Consider the following 16,907-nt stretch of genomic DNA (forward strand, 5'->3'; position numbering starts at 1 on the left):
ACCCAGGCAAGTCACGCAGCCCGGAGAGAAGGAGAACGCCCAGTCGTGACCCGGTGCCTACAGCCGTGCAATCGACCTTGAGCATTAGTGCAGGCGAGCGCGAGAACTGACAGTGGAGCCTGCACACGTGCGATTCGGCGTCTCGAAAGACCCGTCCGCACGGCGTCGCGATGAACGCACCCCAAACGGACACGGTCACCGGTAGTCGCGCTTGAACTTCTTCTCCGCCTTCACCGAAGCGGCAGCTCTCACCTCATCAGCGGGCACACCCGTCTTCGCAGCGATCGCCTCCACGAGCATGTCCCGCCACTCGAGCATCTCCGCCACATGCTCACGGTTCCGGATCGTGTGCCCGCGACTGTCCGCGAGCTCGTACGTCTCGATCGCGTCGACGAGCTCGCGCTCCGCGGTCACCAGCGTGCGAGCCTCCCGGTAGCCGTGTCGAAGCGGCCGACCGTCCGGTTGAGTGATCGCCTTCGCTTCGCGCGCGGCCGCGGCTGCAGCACGCGCCTCAGCGCGGGCAGTCCGCTCCTCGGCGGCCGTGCGCTCGTCGGGGGTGAGAAGCGCGCTGGGGCGGCGGAGAACGTCGATCGGCGCGCTCGGGAAACACACCGTGCACGCGCGTTCGCCAGCTGCCTGCACGATCTCATCTTCCGTTGCGCCTGAGAGCTCCGTCATCCACGCGAACCGTGTGACCGCACCATCCCGGTTGCACGTTGAGCACGACATTCCGGAGTGGAGGTGACCGCCGGTGACCAGGAACGCTCGCGGCCACCCGCCGCGCCGTCGGAACTCATCATGGAACGGGCGCATCCTCAGAGCGAGAACAGCCCTCTCCTTCTCAGCCGCCTCCAGCGACGCCTGAAGGCGAGCGATCTCCCGATCGAGATCCCGAAGGACCGACTCTGAGGTCGTCTTCTCTCGCCGGGCAATCGAGCTAGCGAGATAGCGTTCGTTTCTCGCCATCGCGAGCACGTGGACGACATCGGACTCGTAGAGCGCCGCGAGCTCGTCATCGATCGCCGACGGGGCGAGCTCGCTGAGCGTCGGTTTCTCCTCGAGCTCCGAGGTCGGCGCGGACGACGTGCGCCCGGCGAACCGACCCCCGGCAGATGATCCTGCCGGCTCGTGCCGGTTCCCAGAGGCGTCAACGGTACCCATATGGTCGCTACCCTTCGATGAAGGTTCCGCCAGGCGACGTGTACGTCCCTGCGAATGTGCGCGGCCGGCGGCCCGTGCCGAGTGCGATGACGCGGGCGCGGTCTTCCGCGCTGACGCTGAGCTTCACGTCCTCGGAGATGACGACGACCTCGCTATCGCCCCACGCGGTGACAGAGTTCCCGTCGGCGCTGCGGGCGTGGACGACAACCCGGCCGCCGCGAACGTTGAGGTCCGCGACGCCGCTTTCCAACGTCACCAGCACCGGGGTGCCGTCGGGAGACCCGTGGACGTCGAACTCCGATGCTGGTCCGTCTGCAGCGATCACCAGATGCTGCCCCCAGCCGTCGCCGGCGCCGAGCTCCAGCGCGGACTCGGTCACGCGCTGTGGAAGCTGCACGGGAAGCCCAGAGAGGTAGGCACGCGGGTCGAACCGGTAGTCGGACATGGCGACGTTCACCCAGTCCAGCGGGCGCTCGTCCCGCAGCGGATCCTGCGGTGCACGCTCAGGCTTCGCGGTGAACTGGCCAGCGCACAGACCCTTCGAACGGTGATGGTTCCCGTACGCGTCGACGAACGTCGACGAGCTCACAGGAACTCTCCCGCGTTGCGCCACTGCGTGCCCGTCAGAACGGACTTCGTCGCCTTCGCGATCGTCTCGCCGACTTCCCGGAGCGCGCCCGGCTCCTTCGACTGCCAGCCGGCGACGTACTCGCTCGCGCCACGCAGGTGGGTCTGCATGCCGTTGGCGCGGGAGAGCACGAACGCGAAGCTCTCGGCCTCCACCTCCATACGGCCGCGGTGTCCGCCGTGGCCGGTGTGGTACTCGTCCATCTGGTCGGTGTGCCCGCAGACGATGTGTCCGAGCTCGTGCGCGAGGGCGGTCGCTCGGTCTCCCTCACCGAGGGACTCGTCAACGACGACACGGTGGCTTCCGTCCGTCGCGGTGTACGCGTGAGCGCCGCCGGAGATCGGCTCGTACGTGACGGAGTAGCCGTGGGAGATGATCGCCGCTGTCAGATCGTCGATGTAGCCGGCAGGTGGCTCCTCCGTCAGCGCTTCGTGCGCGGTCGGGAGCTCCTCGCCGTCGGTCTGAGAGACATCGAACACTGTCGTAGCCGTGAACCCCACGACGCGACGGACAGGCTTCCCGTTCGCGTCCAGTTCCGGTGCGCCGTTCTCGTCCTTCGCGTTCACCACCTTCGGTGCGAGGATCGCGATCCCACGCTCACCCTTTCGGACGGAGCGACCGAGGCTCTTCCACGTGTTGAACCCTGCCACCCGGGTCGCGTCCGGACGCTGGACACCGATGAGCAGCTGGTTGTTGAAGGAGTAGCGGTGGAAACGTCCCATCATCCTCAGGTAAGCCAGCCACTGGTCATCGTCACCCAGGGCCTCGACGGATCGCTCCAGCTCCGACTGCATCACCTTCAGCTTCTCCTCGACGCTCTCGAATCGCTGAGCGAGCGGGAGCAGGGGTGTTGATGGCGCAGGATCGCTGAGCTGGTCCGCTGGTGCGGAGTTCGTCTTCTCGGAGAACTGGCCGCCGCGGGTCGAGCCGGCAGGGCGGTGCCGGTTCCCGCGGATGTCCACGTTGGTCGTCATACCTCCATGTGTGCGGGCAGAAGCGAAACGTGCGCGGCGGTGTGCTCCCGCCAGAGCTTCAACGCTTTCGAACGCTCACGGTCCCAGGCGATGGAACGCAGCTTCTCCCGCTCACCGTCAACGATCTGACGCGCCGCATGGTCGATCTCACGAGATGTGAGCTCGTTGCGCACAGCGCGGTGGCGCATGAGCGCGAGCCTGTCGGCGAGGTCATTGAGCGGGTGCCCCTGGTGACTACGCACCCAGATCAGCTCCAGCGACCCGGTTCGCAGACGCTGCAGCGTCTCCATGAGCGCTTCCTGGTCGTTCTGCATCCAGATGCGGGCGTTGCCATCCTGGAGGGCGGCGATCGCATCGAGACTGTCAACGAACACGACCGCCTTGCCGAAGTGGTGGGGGATGTTCCTCACGAACGACAGGATGCCCGCGACCTCAGCGTCAAGGATCCCGCCGGGTGCGCGACCCACCATGAAGTCCCCGTACACGTTCACCCACGCGAACGCGCCATTCCCGTGACGAGGATGGCGTGCGCCGTCCGTCGCCCCGTACATGACTCGGCGGGCACGCATGCCCTCCTCGAGGCGCTCGAGCTCGCCGGCCAGGTCGTGTTTCGTCGCGAGCGCCCAGTCTTGGGCGGCGGCGTACTGAAGACCGTGCGCGAACGTGATGTTCTCGACCCCCGCCTCACGCAACGCATCACGCACGATCCCGTTGAAGACGCGGACGGTGATCTCCGGCTCCGAGAACGCCCCGAACCACTTCGCCAGGCTCGTCACGAGCGTCGCGACGACCAGCGAGCCAGCCTTCCGAGGCTGGATGAACCGTCGCGTCGCTCCGGCGGACGTGCGAGCCACCCACGCGAGATGATGCGCTGACTTGGCCGTGACAACATCGATCGTCAGACCCCGAGGAACATCGACCGCAGGTGGTCGTGGACGGGGCGTAGCGGGGATGGTGATGTCCATCCTTCACACATGCGCGGTGAGGCCGCGACGTGCCCTCGCCAGAGCACGTCGCGGCCTTCTAGGCGGCCAGCAGCCTCAGCGGCGGCTGCGGCGGTACCGTCGCATCATCAGCAGACTGATCGCGCCGAGGGCGGCGATGCAGCCGGAGATGACGACGACGGACGTTGTAGCGAACCCACCTGTGGCGGCGATGAACGCCACAGCAGCATTCGCGTTCGCGGTCTCGTTCGGGTCACCACATTCACCTGCAGCGACCTGGCGGCCGAGGGAGTCGGTGACGACGGCAACGAAGTATCCGACCGAGTCGAAGTCGACGTTGTTCTTCCACTTCTCGCTCGTCAATGAGTATGGCGATGCCGCGGGGAAGTAGCCGCCGGGCTGCGGGTTCGCTGTCGTCGGGGCGAGGGTCGCGACCAGAGTGCTCGCGTCGCACACCGGCGCCTGCCCCTTCTTCACCACGTACAGGTTGAAGTTCACGGTGCTGCCCTCAGGGACATACCCGGTGATCGACGCCGTGTCCCACAGGTTGGCGCCGGCGGCCGCGGTTCCCGTGCCGTCGTCCGTGGCCGCGTGGGTCGTCACCGTCAAGGCGTGGGAGGTCTCAGCGAGCACCCCACACGTGCCGCTGTGCAGGACAACGGCTGCAGGTGTCGGGCCACCGGACGTTGCCGGCGGCTGCCAGGTGAGCGTTTCCACCCAGAGGTACTTCCCGCCCTCCGAGGGAACGAATGTCGCGCTCGAATGCTCGCCGGCGGTCGTGATGAGCTGTCCCGGGTCGCTGAAAACCTCATTCGCTGGGGTGCACGCCCACGACAGGTCCGGGGTCGCTCCAGCCTGCGGGTCTGGTGTGGCGGACGGCGCGGGCGTTGAGGGTGTCGGCGCTGGTGTCCCGCTCGAGGCGGGGTAGTCGATCGCCCAGCTTCCGTTGGGGGTCTGCGTCATCGGCACCCGGTACGCGGTGAAGCTCAACGTCGCCCCCGTCTCGGGGAGCTCGCCGGTCACCGTGGCGACATCGCCGATCGCTGTAGTCAGGTCACTGCCGGCGGTCGCCGAGGTGGTGACTGCGGGAGCAGACACGACAGTCTGCTCCGTCGACGCACCGCACGCACCACGGCTGATCACGTTCCCGCTGTTGGATGTGAGCACCTCGACCCAGTTGTACGTGCCGGGCGCCTGACCTGGTGCGGGCGCCGACGTGACGTCGCCCGTCGCGCTCACGGCCACCACCGGGCTCGTCCATGCGAGGTTCGCGGCCGCGCACACCCACGCCCCCGAACTGTCCTTGACGCCGTCGTACAGCTCGAAGTGCAGGTTCGCGCCGCCCACCGGAAGCGTACCCGTGATCGTCGCCGTGTCCGTGAACCCTCGACCTGCGTACGCGGTGGGCTCCGCGACGGTACTGACCGCTGGCATCGCGATCGACTGTGTCTCAGGACCGAGGCCGAATTGGTCAGCCCACGGCTCCACGTACCCGCGATAGGCGATCGGCTGGTCCGCGGTGCGGATCTGCCACACCCAGGTGATGAACCCTGCTGACGCGTCGGGGGCGGTGATGCTCGGCGGGGTGTACTGGCCCGGCGCGGTCACGATCTGTGTGACCGATCCGAGGGATGTCGCGCCGGCCGGGGGAGAGGCGGACACACTCGGTGCGGTGGCCCCCGAAACGAAGTAGGCGGTGCCGCGGAAGGTGATCGGGATGTTCGCGCCCGTCGAGTCCTTCAACCAGTAGCCGTCCGCTGTCACGGTGAGCGTGTCGGTCGACTGCCCCGAGAGCTCGATGGTCGGCGCCGTGAGCTGCGACACCGCGGCGATCCGCATGGGGGTGACGCTCGTCTCGACACTCTGACCGAAGTCGTCGCTCCAGAAGTAGGGCGCTTGCGACGGGTCTCCGGAGGCTGGGCCAGGGATCGTCGCCTGCACGCCTGCGATCTGGTTGTTCCAGTCGATCGACCAGACCCAGGTGTAGTAGCCGCTTGTCGCTGCGGGGGTGTCGGATGTTGCCGTGTACGCGACGTTGGGCCCGTTCTGCAGGCTTGTCGTCACCGTCGCGTGTCCGAGGACGGGTGCTCCAGCGGGCACCGTCGTCGACTGGGCGGGTGGGGTGTCGAAGGGTCCGTACAGGGTGCCGTTCGCGAGGATCGGCGCGTAGTTACCGGAGGGGGACACGAACCACGGGTTGTTCGTCCCGCTCGCATCAGCGGTCGTCGAGAACGTGACCTGGTCGGTCGGGACATCCCCGCGCGCAACGAACTGGGTCGCGGTGGTCGTGAGCACCGGCTGGAAGACGGTGCTGCGCTCCATAGGGTCGATGCCGGAGACGTTGAACGGCTGGTTGGAGACCATGCCGCCGACGCCGAGGGAGGACTGCTGCCCGGACGCGGCAAGGTACACACCCACGTTCGGTGCGTATCCCGAGTTCCCGGGGGCGGTGAAAGTTCCGCTACCGCTGATCTTGTACGGGGCGCCGTCCGTCGTCGGTGGCACTCCTGTCACCTGGTAGCTGGCACCTTCCACGGCTCCGTTGAGGGTGCTGGTGCCGGTCGAGAGGAACTTGCCGTTGGTGAGGGTGATGGTTCCCGTCGACCCGGATGTGCCGTTCATCGTCACGGTGCCGTTGTAGTTGTCAGTCCGGTCGACGACGAAGTTGAGAACGCCGGAGCCCGTTCCGCCGGAGCCGGCGGTCGTCGAGTTGATCTCGTTGATGAGGTTCTGGGCGATCGAGGTGATCGTATTCACGTTCGCGCTGCCGGCGGAGCGGACCAAGGTGTAGTTCACGAGATCCCAGAGGGATGGGTGGCTGTTACCGGACGTGTCGAAGTAGCCGCCGTACAGGCTGGACTGCACCGCGAACTCGAGCGCCGCTGCCGTGTTGCGGTCGCCCGTGTTGACGTTCTCCTGGATCACCCGATTCAGGCCCGCGACCTGGTTGTCGTTGACGTTCGGGTGAGCTCCCCAGCTCGTGCTGAGGTTCGCGTTGATCCACCCGGTTCCTTGGACGCCGATGTAGGAGTCGCCGCTGCTGGGAACCGCCTTGCCGATCTCACCACACACGGATCGTGCGCCGGTGGACTGCGTCGTGAACGTTCCCTTGTACGGGTAGTAGCCGGAGGTGCCGTTGTTCCAGTTGCCCCATCCGACGCCCGGGGTGGCCGCGTCGGCGGCGGGAACGATCGCGATGCTGACGCCGATGATCGCGACAGCCACGGCGATGCCGGCGATGATCCGTCGCACTCGGGTGCTCAGTCGTTGCGCGCGCCGAAGAGCGGCTCGGGTGATGTGGCGGGGCTTGCTCATGGTGGTCCTCTCCCGCAGTGCTGACCTGCGGTGGCGGTTGCGGAGGGGGTGGCGACCCCTTCCGCAAACAGACCCCTGCGGCAACATCGCGCAGGGCCCGCGGAAGTGAACTCGCGAACGGTGGGCTCGCGCCGCCTGTCGCACGGTCATCTCACTCGCGGGTGATCGTGGGGAGCTGCCGGGTCTGGCGCGGCGCCGTGCGTCCCGGCCCGGTTGGCCCGGTGCTGTCCGGCGGGTGCCGGTCCGGGTCTTTCCTTACTCTCGACTGGGATCGGGGGTCGATTTTGGGGGTCGGCCCGGCGGCCCGGCATTTCCGGAGGACATATAGGAGAGGGAAGACATATGTGAGCCACCGAACGGTGGACATAGAGAGAGATAGATAGAGGAGAACTACTTATCTCTTCTTCTTCTTCTAGGGGTGGGGCTTCGATCCCAGTCGGGAGTAGGGAAAGACCCGGCCCAGCAGGGTCAGGGCCGGGTGGGCCGACCCTTGATTTTCCGCGGCAGAACAGGGCATCGGGTTCTGGACCGGCGCTGGGCCGGGCGGGCCAGAACCCCCGAAAACGGGTGATTCAGACCCCGAAACGCCCTCGGGAGCCGCCGGCACCCCTCACACGGTCACCGCCGGCATCCCCGCCCGAGGACGCGGTCATAGGGAACGCAAAGCGAATTGTGGCGGCCGAATCCACCCGACACCACCGATCTGACCCCGAAAACACGCCCGGACACGACGAATACCCCTCCACCGGCCCCGATTTTCGAGTGAAATCAGAGCCCGTCAGGGGTCAGGATGCGACGGGAACACGCTGCCATGCAGTGGAGGAACCATTCCGTATCGTCACATCAACGCACACACACCCGTACCACCGCACAGCACCGACAGACGCTTCCCCACGTGCCGATCTCATATCGGAAACTCGCGGTGACAGCCGCCCAGAGCAGTGCCCGAACATCATCCACCCCCACACCGACATCCACCACACGACAACGCGAACAGGACGGGCAGAACGGCAGCGGTCCCGCGCCCGTGTCACCCGGTCAAGGCTGCTCTCCGTGACCTTCGGATGGGGCGCGGGACCGCGCATGTGGAAGGTATGAGACCTCCCGCCGCTCGCTCAGAAGCCGAGGTTGCAGTCCCACTTGATTCCCCAGCTCACGCCGGGGTTCTCGAACGCCACGCGGACGTTGATCGCACCCTTCGGGTAGGACTGAGACGACGCCCAGTTCGCCCAGCCGCTGCCGCCCGTGCCCTGGCACGCGCCGGCGCCCTCGAAGATCGACCCGCGCGGCGCCGACGTGGAGCCTCCCGAACTGGAGCCGCCCGAACCCGTGGAGCTGCTGCCCGTCGACGGAGAGCTGGAGCTGCCACCAGAACTGGAGCTGCCGCCCCCGGAACCCGTGCTCCCGGAGCTGCCGCCCGACGAGGATCCCTTCGACGACGACCCGGAGGTCCCCTTCGATGAGCTCGACGGCGCCTTCGACACCGGCGGCTCCACGGCGGCAGCCGCCGCCTCCGCCTGAGCCGCAGCGTACGCGGACGCGTAGGTGTCGAACTTCGACTTCACGACGCTCAGGTCAGCACCAGACTCACCGTTGAAAGCGGACACCGACGCCTGGAACGCTGCAGCGGCGCTGCCGCTGAACGTCGTCGCCGCGCCCGCCTTCGACGCTGCAGCGATGAGGGCCTGGAGCTTCGCGGACACCTCCGCATACCGATCATCGATGCGCTGCGTCGCCGCCGAGGCCGCGAGCGTGGCCGCCTGAACCTTCGACGCCTGAGCATCGTCGGTTGCCGCGGCCGCCTGCAGCTCATCCACGGAACTGGAAGGAGACGCACCCGGGAACTCAGCCACGACAGCCGTGCTCCCCGACACCGTCCCCTCGTAGTAGCTGACTAGCTGAGCGAGGTCGTAGTTCGCCGTCGACGGATCCAGCGGCACCGTCGACGCCGACGCGAGGATCTCGTGGAGCGTCGCGAGCTGAGCCGACGCGGCCTTCACCCGATCCTTGTTCGCGACCAGCGCCGCGATGTAAGCGATGCGCTGCGAGGTGAGCGATGCGGACGCCGCCTGGAAGGTGGACAGGGCGGCCGACGTCTGCACGTTCGTGATCGTGACGGGCACCGCGACCGCAGCACCTCCACCGACGACGGCCACAGCGATCGCTGAGGCCCAGATCACCTGCTTCTTCGAGAAGCGCCGGCGCGGCTGAGACACCCCCACGCCCGCAGGCGCAGCAGCCTCAGTGATCTCGTCGCTGTCCGTGGTTCCCATGATCGTTCCTCCAGTCATCATCGCGCATCGGTTGTGCGCTGACCCCCATATGCGCGGTGTGCACACGTTTCTTGAAACAGATGCTTTCGTGCACCGCGCATGTGGGTGGCATGGCACCTGTCACCCCAGACACGCACGACATGAACGAGCGAGTCCGCGTTGCCGTGCAACTGGCGATCACTCGGCCGGTCGAGGACCTGCGGGCACGGATCGACATCCTGGCAGCCCTCCTCGACCCGGCGTACGCGACGGTCGAACGGGCCATCGCCCGTTTCGAGAGCGGCAGACGGTTCCCCACCACCGAGCGCGAGCAGATCGCGGACTATGTGATCAGGGCGATCGAGCGGAAGGTTCTCGCTGCCGACAGCTTCCCTCTCACCCACCTTCAGACGATCAGCCCGTCAGCATGGGTGCAGAGCTTCGCGCGATCCTGCGTGCCATCGGGTGTGACCGAAGTGCGCCGCAGTCGTGCACGCGCCTCCAGCTCGGGCTCGCTCGAGGAACGTATCACCATGCCCCCAGCGCTCATCGTCCAGTCGGCCGAGGACGCCTACCTGGGCGCCGCGGATGAGGACCTCGCCGAGACCCTCTCGGAGCAGCTGCACGAGTGGGAGGCGGAAGGGCACACGAAGTACGAGCGGGTCATCCGCGTGGGCGCGATCCTGCGCAGCCTCAGGGATGTGCCCGCCGTTCACCTCCGCACTCGAGCGGATCGTCGGTGGGTGGAGAACGTCATCGACGCCCCCGACGGGGCTGAGCTCATCCGTGAGTCGTTGATCGCGTTCCGTGACCTCTGCAACGGGAACCCACGCTGGGAACAGATGGACGTCGACGACCGGCTGATGGACCTGTGGCTCGACTTCACCGCGGATCACGCGACCACCCTCATCGACGGCGAACCAGCCGTCGCTGTCGGCATCGTGCGATCAGGTGTGACGTTCCCTCCCCGCCCACAGGAAGCCGTCCGGCTCGAACTGCGTCGGGCGCTGAAGTCGCTCAGCAGGCGAACCGGCTGGTCATCTCTGGTGATGGACCTCGAGCGTTCCTGGACAGCGGAGATGCACGCCGCACGACGCGCGCACGACAACATGGACCGTCGCACCGACACGGAAGCCGAGAGTGAGCGCCGCACGGACGCGGAACTGTGGGAGCCGATCGCCCGGAAAGCCATCGAGTTCCCCGACGCCCCGCTCGGAGCTTCCGTCCGAACCGTCGACGATGTCGACCGGGTCCTCGGATCAGCTCTCGCCGCTCTCAGCATCTGAGCCCGACTCCGCGCCTGGTGCGATGTAGAGCTCCACCCCGCCCACAGCTCCGAGAGCGTCAAGGAAGCTTCGCTCGGTGGCCGGGTCAAGGAGAACGACGCTCGGCCCCGTCGGGACGCGAAGGTTGGTGTACGGCGCGTACCCGGACGCCACTAGCAGAAGGGGGATGTTCGACTTCCACTCGGCGAGGTCGACGACCTCCTGCCGGCGGTCGTGCAGAAGGACGCTCAGCGCGTCCTCGGAGAGCGTCCCGTCGCTCACGCTGGCAACGATCAGGCCCTGCGCGAGGTTTGCAGCATCCGCGATCGCGTCGAGGCGGGCGGCGAGCTGCTCAACGTCAGCCATTCGGGCGTGACCGGGGATCAGCTGATCGACAACGTCGCTGATGGTGTCGCCGGCGAACTGCGCCGCATCGGAGATGCGGAGGGCAACGTAACGCGGCCGAGTCGAAGTCAGGTCCATGGGATCTCCTCAGTGGTGGACAGCATTCCCGCTACGACGATCTCGAGCGGAAGTTCGGCGGTGAGAGTGTCGACGATGTCGTCGGCAGAAACGAGCCCGGTCACGACGAGGGCCCACGGAATCCACGCGACAGTGCGCTGCAGGAACATCACCCACACACGGTCAGCCGGCGACGCCCGCCGGGCGCGGAGTGGGCGCTCGACCTCAGGCGCGGACGGTAGCGGGACGGCGAGAAGCCAGCCGTCGACTCTGCTCTCCGGGGAACCGGCGACACTGATGCCGTTCACTGGGCGCGGCTCGGCGCGCGAAGCGCTCTTCACGACCTCCCGCGTCATCCGTGCGCCGCTTCCGTGACGGCACGTCGGGCGGCGTTCGCGCGCGCGAAGCCGGTCAGAGGCTGACCAGTTTCGGGGTCAACCTCCCACGCCTCGAGAGTGCGAGGGCCACGACCGAATTGAGGCTGCTCACGGTCATGGTTCGAGGCGACAACATCCGCGAGATCAGGGAACCGCGTGTGCACATCCTTCGGGGACGGCCGTGTGGCATCGAGCTGGGAGGGGTCGAGCTCCCGGACGCCGCGGCTTCGCAGCTCGTTGATCAGCTCATGCTCGCTCGAGAAGTAGGACTTGAAGATTCGCGGTCGCTGCCCCGCGAGCTCCGCCACTCCGACACCTCGTGACGCGGCCTCGTCGTTGCGAATGTGCTCCGGCACGGTCGGCGCGGAGGTGACGTCCGTCAGCAGAAGACGGCGGTTCGCTTCCGTCGCTCGCGGCCCGAGGATGATCTTGTGCGGGAGGTTCGTGCGCAACGCGGTGCTGATGCCCGTGTTCGTGGTGGCGACCTGTGTCGAGACGACCAGGTGGTAACCCACGAACCGCTGCTCCGCCGCGATCTTCTCGATGTAGGTGCGGATCAGCTCACGTGCGTAGTTCCGTGACTCCGCCTCACGCCGCAGAGGATCGTCCCCATCCAGCCGCTTCGGAACGGTGTCCATGCTGAACAGACCGGTGAGCTCGTCGACCACGATCACCACCTCGCGCATACCTTCACGGAGGTCCGCGGGAAGCTCGGACAGCTTCTTCACGCCGTAGCGCTTGAACACCTGCGCCCGCCGCTCACCCTCACGGTAGAGAAGCTCGAGTGTGGTCGCATTCTCCTCGTACGACTCGCACCCCCACCCTCCGGGCCGCACGAACGGACGCCACGCATCGAAGTCGACGGCCTTCTGGGGCACGTCGATGATCGCGAGCTCCGCGCCGGCACCGAGAGCGCCGGCGATGATCGCGTTGAGAGTCGTGCTCTTACCGGCTCCAGCGATACCGCCGAGTTGCATGTGCGGTGCGGCCGCGAAGTCGAGGAACATCGTCTCGTTGGCCTGATCGCCGCGATCAGCGAGAGCTTCACCGATCGGGAGCGGTGCGAGAGACTCACCCGCCGGGCGAGGAAGGATCTCCAGCGGGTAGCCGACGATCGGAGCGAACGTCGGCGGGATCGACGGGATGATCTCGGCGGTGAGAGTTGAAGGGTTGCTGGTGAAGTACCAGCCGGGCCGGCCGACGATGAGCTCGGCGACCTCGGTGAGCTTGTCGTCGTGCTTGGACGGCGTGTACGAAGCGGGCAGCGTCAACGTGAACCCGCCGTCCCGGCGCCCGCGCACTTGCACATCCCACGGCTTCACCCCCAGAGCGTTCGCGCACGCACTCCGGCAGCGCAGCTCCGCCTCGTTCAGTCGAGTCAGCGTCGCCTGGTTGATGAACGGGTCGAACTTGGTCATGAAGTAGCCGGCGTGAGCGGGATCGATCTCCAGGTCGGCGGCGACCTTCTCGCCGTCAGCGGGCTTCGTCCCGCGCTTCAACTCGACCTTGTACGAGCTACTACCTCGCTGCGCGTCCTGATCAAGGTCCACACGGGTGAGGAGGCTTCGCCGTGTGAGAGTCACCGTGCGCTTGCCGTCCACGGTGCCCAGAGACTGCACTTCCCAGCCCGTCCCGCGGCCGGTCTCCTCGACCTTCGCCAGCAGCACCTCCAAGTGCTGGGACGCGTTCGGATCGAAGTTCTCGCCGACGGGCACGTGAAGCCGTTCGATCGCCACTGCTCCTCCGTCCACGGGCGGCATGCCCCATCTCACAACCCCTGCGGCAACGAACGGGCGGGCCGCCGATCCCCGACAGATCAGTGCGGCCCGCCCGCGCCTAGCGTGCAGCCAGGCGTGTGTCACACGGCACGGAGCTCCTCACGCCGCCGTCGTCGTGTGACATCCTCCGGGCTCGTGGAAGCGAGCCGCAGGAAGTCAGGGTTGAGGGTCACTTCGACAGGCGCGACCCTGTTCCGAAGATCCACATGGAGGAAGACGGATCCGCGAGCGAGACCGCCGCGCTCGTCGCGCAGGGCGCGAAGACTGTCCCAGTTCAAGCCGGCGCCGTCGGAGAGGTACCGTTCCGCGGTGATCCGCCGGAGGAGGGCCGTGTTGTCCTCGAGGCCGAACATCTTGAGGGCGGCTCGTGCCTCATCCTCGTCTTTGATGTGCCCGATGAGCCCGCGCGAGATGTAGCCCTTCAAGCCGATGGACAGCTGCAGGGACGGCTTCTGCGTGTAGAGGATCGGCAGAACACCCCACGTCCGTGCGAGGCGACCGACCTGGTCGAGGTCGGAGGGCGCGGCCTTCTCCATGATCCAGGACTCGTCGAAGTGGATGACGCCGTCACGGCCGCGCAGCGCCGCCATCCCTCCCCAGATCAGCATTCGGATGATGTTCATCGACGTGCGCACGGTCGGGGAGGAGTGCGCGCTGATGTCTCCGGTGAAGTTGTCCGGCGGAAGGTCGAAGCTCGTGTCTCCCACCTCGACAATCGTCATCCCCGACGAGAGGGACAGTGCCTTCGTGGTGGGGAGCATCCCGAACGTTGCCCGGAACGTGGGGAAGACCTCGGCGAACTTGAAGATCGTGTCGGCGATATCGGGGGCGATGATTCCCTTCTCCCGGGCGATCATGAGCGCCTGGCCGGTGGCGGTCGCACCTGCCGCCACACCGGACGCGATCGCGTAGCTGATCTCCGTCATGTGCCGGGCGATGTCGGGGCCGAACGGGTTCACGGCCGCGATCATCGACGCGGCCTTGGTGATCGCTTCGTTCCGATCCGAGATTGTCCTCAACGGGTCGAGAGCTCCGTCGGACGAGGCGTAGTCGCCAAGAGTGGCGCGGTGGACCCCAGGTGCCCTGGTGAACTCGCCGAGCGGCGCCCCCGGCTTCGGGTTGATGACCAGCTGCGGTGCGTCCATCCGGTGGAACTGGTCCGCGAGGAACTGCGCCAGGACGGTCTTGCCGGAACCTGACGCGGCATACACGCCGAGGAGGGGGTAGGTGTCCTCTCCGGCCGCCACCGCGGCCGTCGGCGACAGGTACACCGGCTGACGGTCCCGCTCCGTCAGTCCGAGGAACGCTCCGTTGGAGTCCCCTGCCCGGGAGATGGAGGGCAGCGCACTGAACGCGATCGTCGTGTCCGGCAGGTCATGGAGGAGGGGGTTCGCGCGAACGGCTGAGCAGACCATCGTCTCGTGCCATGCTGCTGCCTGCCGATTCAGCATGCTCGAGAGCACCAGCCCATTCGGTGCGAGCTTCTCGATGTCGGAGACCACACCGGAGAACCCGACGATCACGCTGGTCTCCGTGAGCGTTGCCGGGCCTCCTTGCGCGTACCCGTTCTCCACGCTCCCGAGCTCCGCCTCACGGTCGAGGAGCTCTTGACGGTCGAGCTTGCCTTGCGCCTGCAGCTCGCCGAGCTCGTCACGGTAGCGCTTGCGCTGACCGCGCAGCTCGTTCCGCGTGACGTGCGCGGGCTCCACCAGCGCTCGGATCGAAATGACCCGCGCGTCCTGGTCGAGCAGCGACGTCACCCACTGGGCGTCCGGCTGGCGGGCGTCGGCGTATCTCAGATCGAAGTCTTCGACCGCAGCGAAGCTGATCGCGTACTCGTTCTGCTGGGCGGGCCAGCCTGAACAGTCGAACAGGTCCACTTCCCGCGCCCGATGAGCTGCTTCGACGGTGCGGAAGTAGTGCAGATGCTCTTCGTGGGGGAGGACGGGGATGCCTTTCGACTTCCCATGGTTCCACCACGAGTCAGCGAGGTGCAGGTCGGCGGCCTCTGGGATGGCGAAGCCCGCGCGGGAGAGCGCGGTCGCGACCTCCTCGCGATCCCGGTCGTAGTCACTCAGCGGCGCCCCGCCGTACTGCAGCGTCTCCGACACGGACTCGATAGCCGATCGCCACCCGCCGGTGCCTACGCTCGTCTTCAGCTTCACGCCGAACAGCAGCACCCGCCGGATGACCGTCTGCTGACCGTACTCGCGTGACAGGTAGTCCCGGATACGCGAGTCCCGGGGTGGCTCGTACAGGGTCGGCACGTTCAGCAGCAGCGCGTGCGTCTGCCGGTAGGTCTTCTTCACCCGGGAGCGATGGCCGCCACGACCCGCCATGGCCGCGATCTCCTCGTATGCGGCGAACAGCGGCAGCCCGACGTTGACCGCATCCTCGGGTGACCGTGCGTCGGTCACGGACGCCATGGGGACGGCGCGCCACAACCACATCGAGTTGTCGGTGCCCGGCCACAGTCCGTCGCGGAGAGGCCGACGGGCTCGTGTCTCCCATTGCGGCCGGGTGGGGATCTCCGCCGCCGCCCGTTGAGCTTTCGACATCAGTTCCCTCCGTCGCTTGTCGGAGCCGGTGTGCTGGTGATCGTGACACCGGTCAGCGCGTTGCCGTACGCCTGGAGTGCTGGCCCCGTTCCCGGGCCGCCCCAGGCGACAACGATGGGTGACGCGGTGTCTGCGTCCTGCACGAGAAGGTCGTAGCTGATCGGGGTGGGTGTGCTCTGCCCCCCGGTGGTGGGCTGCTGCTGCCCGGTCCACCAGATGGACAGTTGTGCTCGGACGATCACCGTCGACGGGGGAGCGGTCTGCCCCTGAACGGGGCGGTACCCGGAGGTGACGACGTTGACGTTCGCGATGGACGAGACACCGGCGAGCGGGACGTAGGAGTGGGATTCGTCCTTGTCCGCCACAGCACGCCGCAACGCGCCCGGGTCTCCGGAGGTGAACGCTTTCGCCCACGCCGACACCGCGTCGCTGACGTTCGCCGACGGTGTGGTTGTGCTGTAGCCGAACCACGTCGCGATGGTCCCGGGCACGGTGGCGTTCGCGAGCGGTGTCAGCGACGGGGAAGCGGTCACGGTGGCCGCGGCGCCGTCAACAGCCACCTGCACTGTCACGGTGAACAGGGCTCCCGCGCGCAGCGCGGTGAACGTGTGGGTCTCGAAGTGGTACGCGGTCGCGGTGGTCGAGGAATCCGTCGGCGCCGGCGGGTCCTCCACCGTGTAGCCGTCCCAGGAGATGATCTGCCCACCCGGGAGCGGCGAGGGAGTCGAGGCGAGCCACGAGTCAACGGCGGTGACCGCGGCTGCCTTCCCGATCGAGTCGTTCACTGACCGTGACGCGGCGGACGGATCCGTTGAGGCCGGTGGTGTCGTCGCGGCAGCGAGCGTCGCGAGGGCGGCGAGCACCGCCAACGGGACAGCCACGAACGCGAGCAGCGTCAGCGTGACCCGGAAGCGGCGTTCCGTTCGGCGTGACCGCTTCACGCTGGGTGCGTCAGCGTTGTACTCGACACCCTCGAGCTCCCACACGGAGCGGCGTGCGCGCTTGGCCATGCTCACCACACATTCCTGCCGCGACCAGTTCGGACGTGGCGTTTGCTCTTGCGCCGGCGAATCCTGCGCAGTTCCGGCATGGGAAGGGTCAGCGCGAGCAGTGCGCGCTCGGCGGCCAGCGCTGCCCGCCCGTCGGAGTCTGTGCGGAGCGCTTGGAGCACGTCGCGCGTCTGACCGGGCTCG

At 67.2% G+C, this 16,907-nt stretch carries 12 protein-coding genes; 1 reads left to right on the top strand and 11 read right to left on the bottom strand.

Translation table 11 applies throughout. From position 1 onward, the window contains the following. Positions 1–195 precede the first annotated feature (195 nt). From FFS51_RS12910 to FFS51_RS12935, 6 genes are all read right to left on the bottom strand, one after another. A complete protein-coding gene (locus tag FFS51_RS12910; RefSeq protein WP_137878575.1) occupies positions 196–1,161 on the bottom strand; it encodes a hypothetical protein in 966 nt (321 codons plus the stop codon). Positions 1,162–1,168: 7 nt separating this feature from the next. Next, on the bottom strand, positions 1,169–1,750 hold the full coding sequence (locus tag FFS51_RS12915; RefSeq protein ID WP_137878576.1) for a hypothetical protein: 582 nt from the start codon (positions 1,748–1,750) through the stop codon (positions 1,169–1,171). Continuing rightward, positions 1,747–2,763, bottom strand: a complete 1,017-nt coding sequence (locus tag FFS51_RS12920) for an ArdC-like ssDNA-binding domain-containing protein (RefSeq protein WP_137878577.1) — start codon at positions 2,761–2,763, stop codon at positions 1,747–1,749. The genes FFS51_RS12915 and FFS51_RS12920 overlap by 4 nt, the downstream gene beginning before the upstream one ends. Next, entirely contained in the window at positions 2,760–3,617 is an 858-nt protein-coding gene (locus tag FFS51_RS12925; protein ID WP_137878578.1) for a ribonuclease H family protein, read from the bottom strand. Before FFS51_RS12925 ends, FFS51_RS12920 begins: the two co-directional genes overlap by 4 nt. A 186-nt stretch (positions 3,618–3,803) precedes the next feature. Further along, positions 3,804–7,022, bottom strand: coding sequence for a hypothetical protein (locus FFS51_RS12930; RefSeq protein ID WP_137878579.1), 3,219 nt, complete (start codon positions 7,020–7,022; stop codon positions 3,804–3,806). Positions 7,023–8,137: 1,115 nt separating this feature from the next. Then, positions 8,138–9,295: a hypothetical protein gene (locus tag FFS51_RS12935; RefSeq protein ID WP_137878580.1), complete on the bottom strand. Its 1,158-nt coding sequence runs from the start codon at positions 9,293–9,295 to the stop codon at positions 8,138–8,140. A gap of 140 nt (positions 9,296–9,435) precedes the next feature. On the opposite strand from FFS51_RS12935, the gene FFS51_RS12940 reads away from it, so the two are divergent. Further along, positions 9,436–10,560, top strand: a complete 1,125-nt coding sequence (locus FFS51_RS12940) for a hypothetical protein (RefSeq protein ID WP_137878581.1) — start codon at positions 9,436–9,438, stop codon at positions 10,558–10,560. On the opposite strand, the gene FFS51_RS12945 is transcribed toward FFS51_RS12940, so the two are convergent. From FFS51_RS12945 to FFS51_RS12960, 5 genes are all read right to left on the bottom strand, one after another. Next, entirely contained in the window at positions 10,534–11,022 is a 489-nt protein-coding gene (locus tag FFS51_RS12945) for a hypothetical protein (RefSeq protein WP_137878582.1), read from the bottom strand. The genes FFS51_RS12940 and FFS51_RS12945 overlap by 27 nt on opposite strands. Further along, positions 11,013–11,174, bottom strand: coding sequence for a hypothetical protein (locus FFS51_RS14760; protein ID WP_171006192.1), 162 nt, complete (start codon positions 11,172–11,174; stop codon positions 11,013–11,015). Before FFS51_RS14760 ends, FFS51_RS12945 begins: the two co-directional genes overlap by 10 nt. A gap of 179 nt (positions 11,175–11,353) precedes the next feature. Beyond that, complete coding sequence (locus FFS51_RS12950; protein ID WP_171006193.1) at positions 11,354–13,114, bottom strand: FtsK/SpoIIIE domain-containing protein; 1,761 nt, start codon at positions 13,112–13,114, stop codon at positions 11,354–11,356. A gap of 122 nt (positions 13,115–13,236) precedes the next feature. Continuing rightward, positions 13,237–15,573, bottom strand: coding sequence for an ATP-binding protein (locus FFS51_RS12955; protein WP_171006194.1), 2,337 nt, complete (start codon positions 15,571–15,573; stop codon positions 13,237–13,239). A 140-nt stretch (positions 15,574–15,713) separates the two neighbouring features. Next, positions 15,714–16,724, bottom strand: a complete 1,011-nt coding sequence (locus FFS51_RS12960; RefSeq protein ID WP_137878585.1) for a hypothetical protein — start codon at positions 16,722–16,724, stop codon at positions 15,714–15,716. Positions 16,725–16,907: the final 183 nt, after the last annotated feature.

The organism is Microbacterium sp. 4NA327F11 (genome assembly GCF_005503465.1).
GTDB lineage: Bacteria > Actinomycetota > Actinomycetes > Actinomycetales > Microbacteriaceae > Microbacterium > Microbacterium ginsengisoli.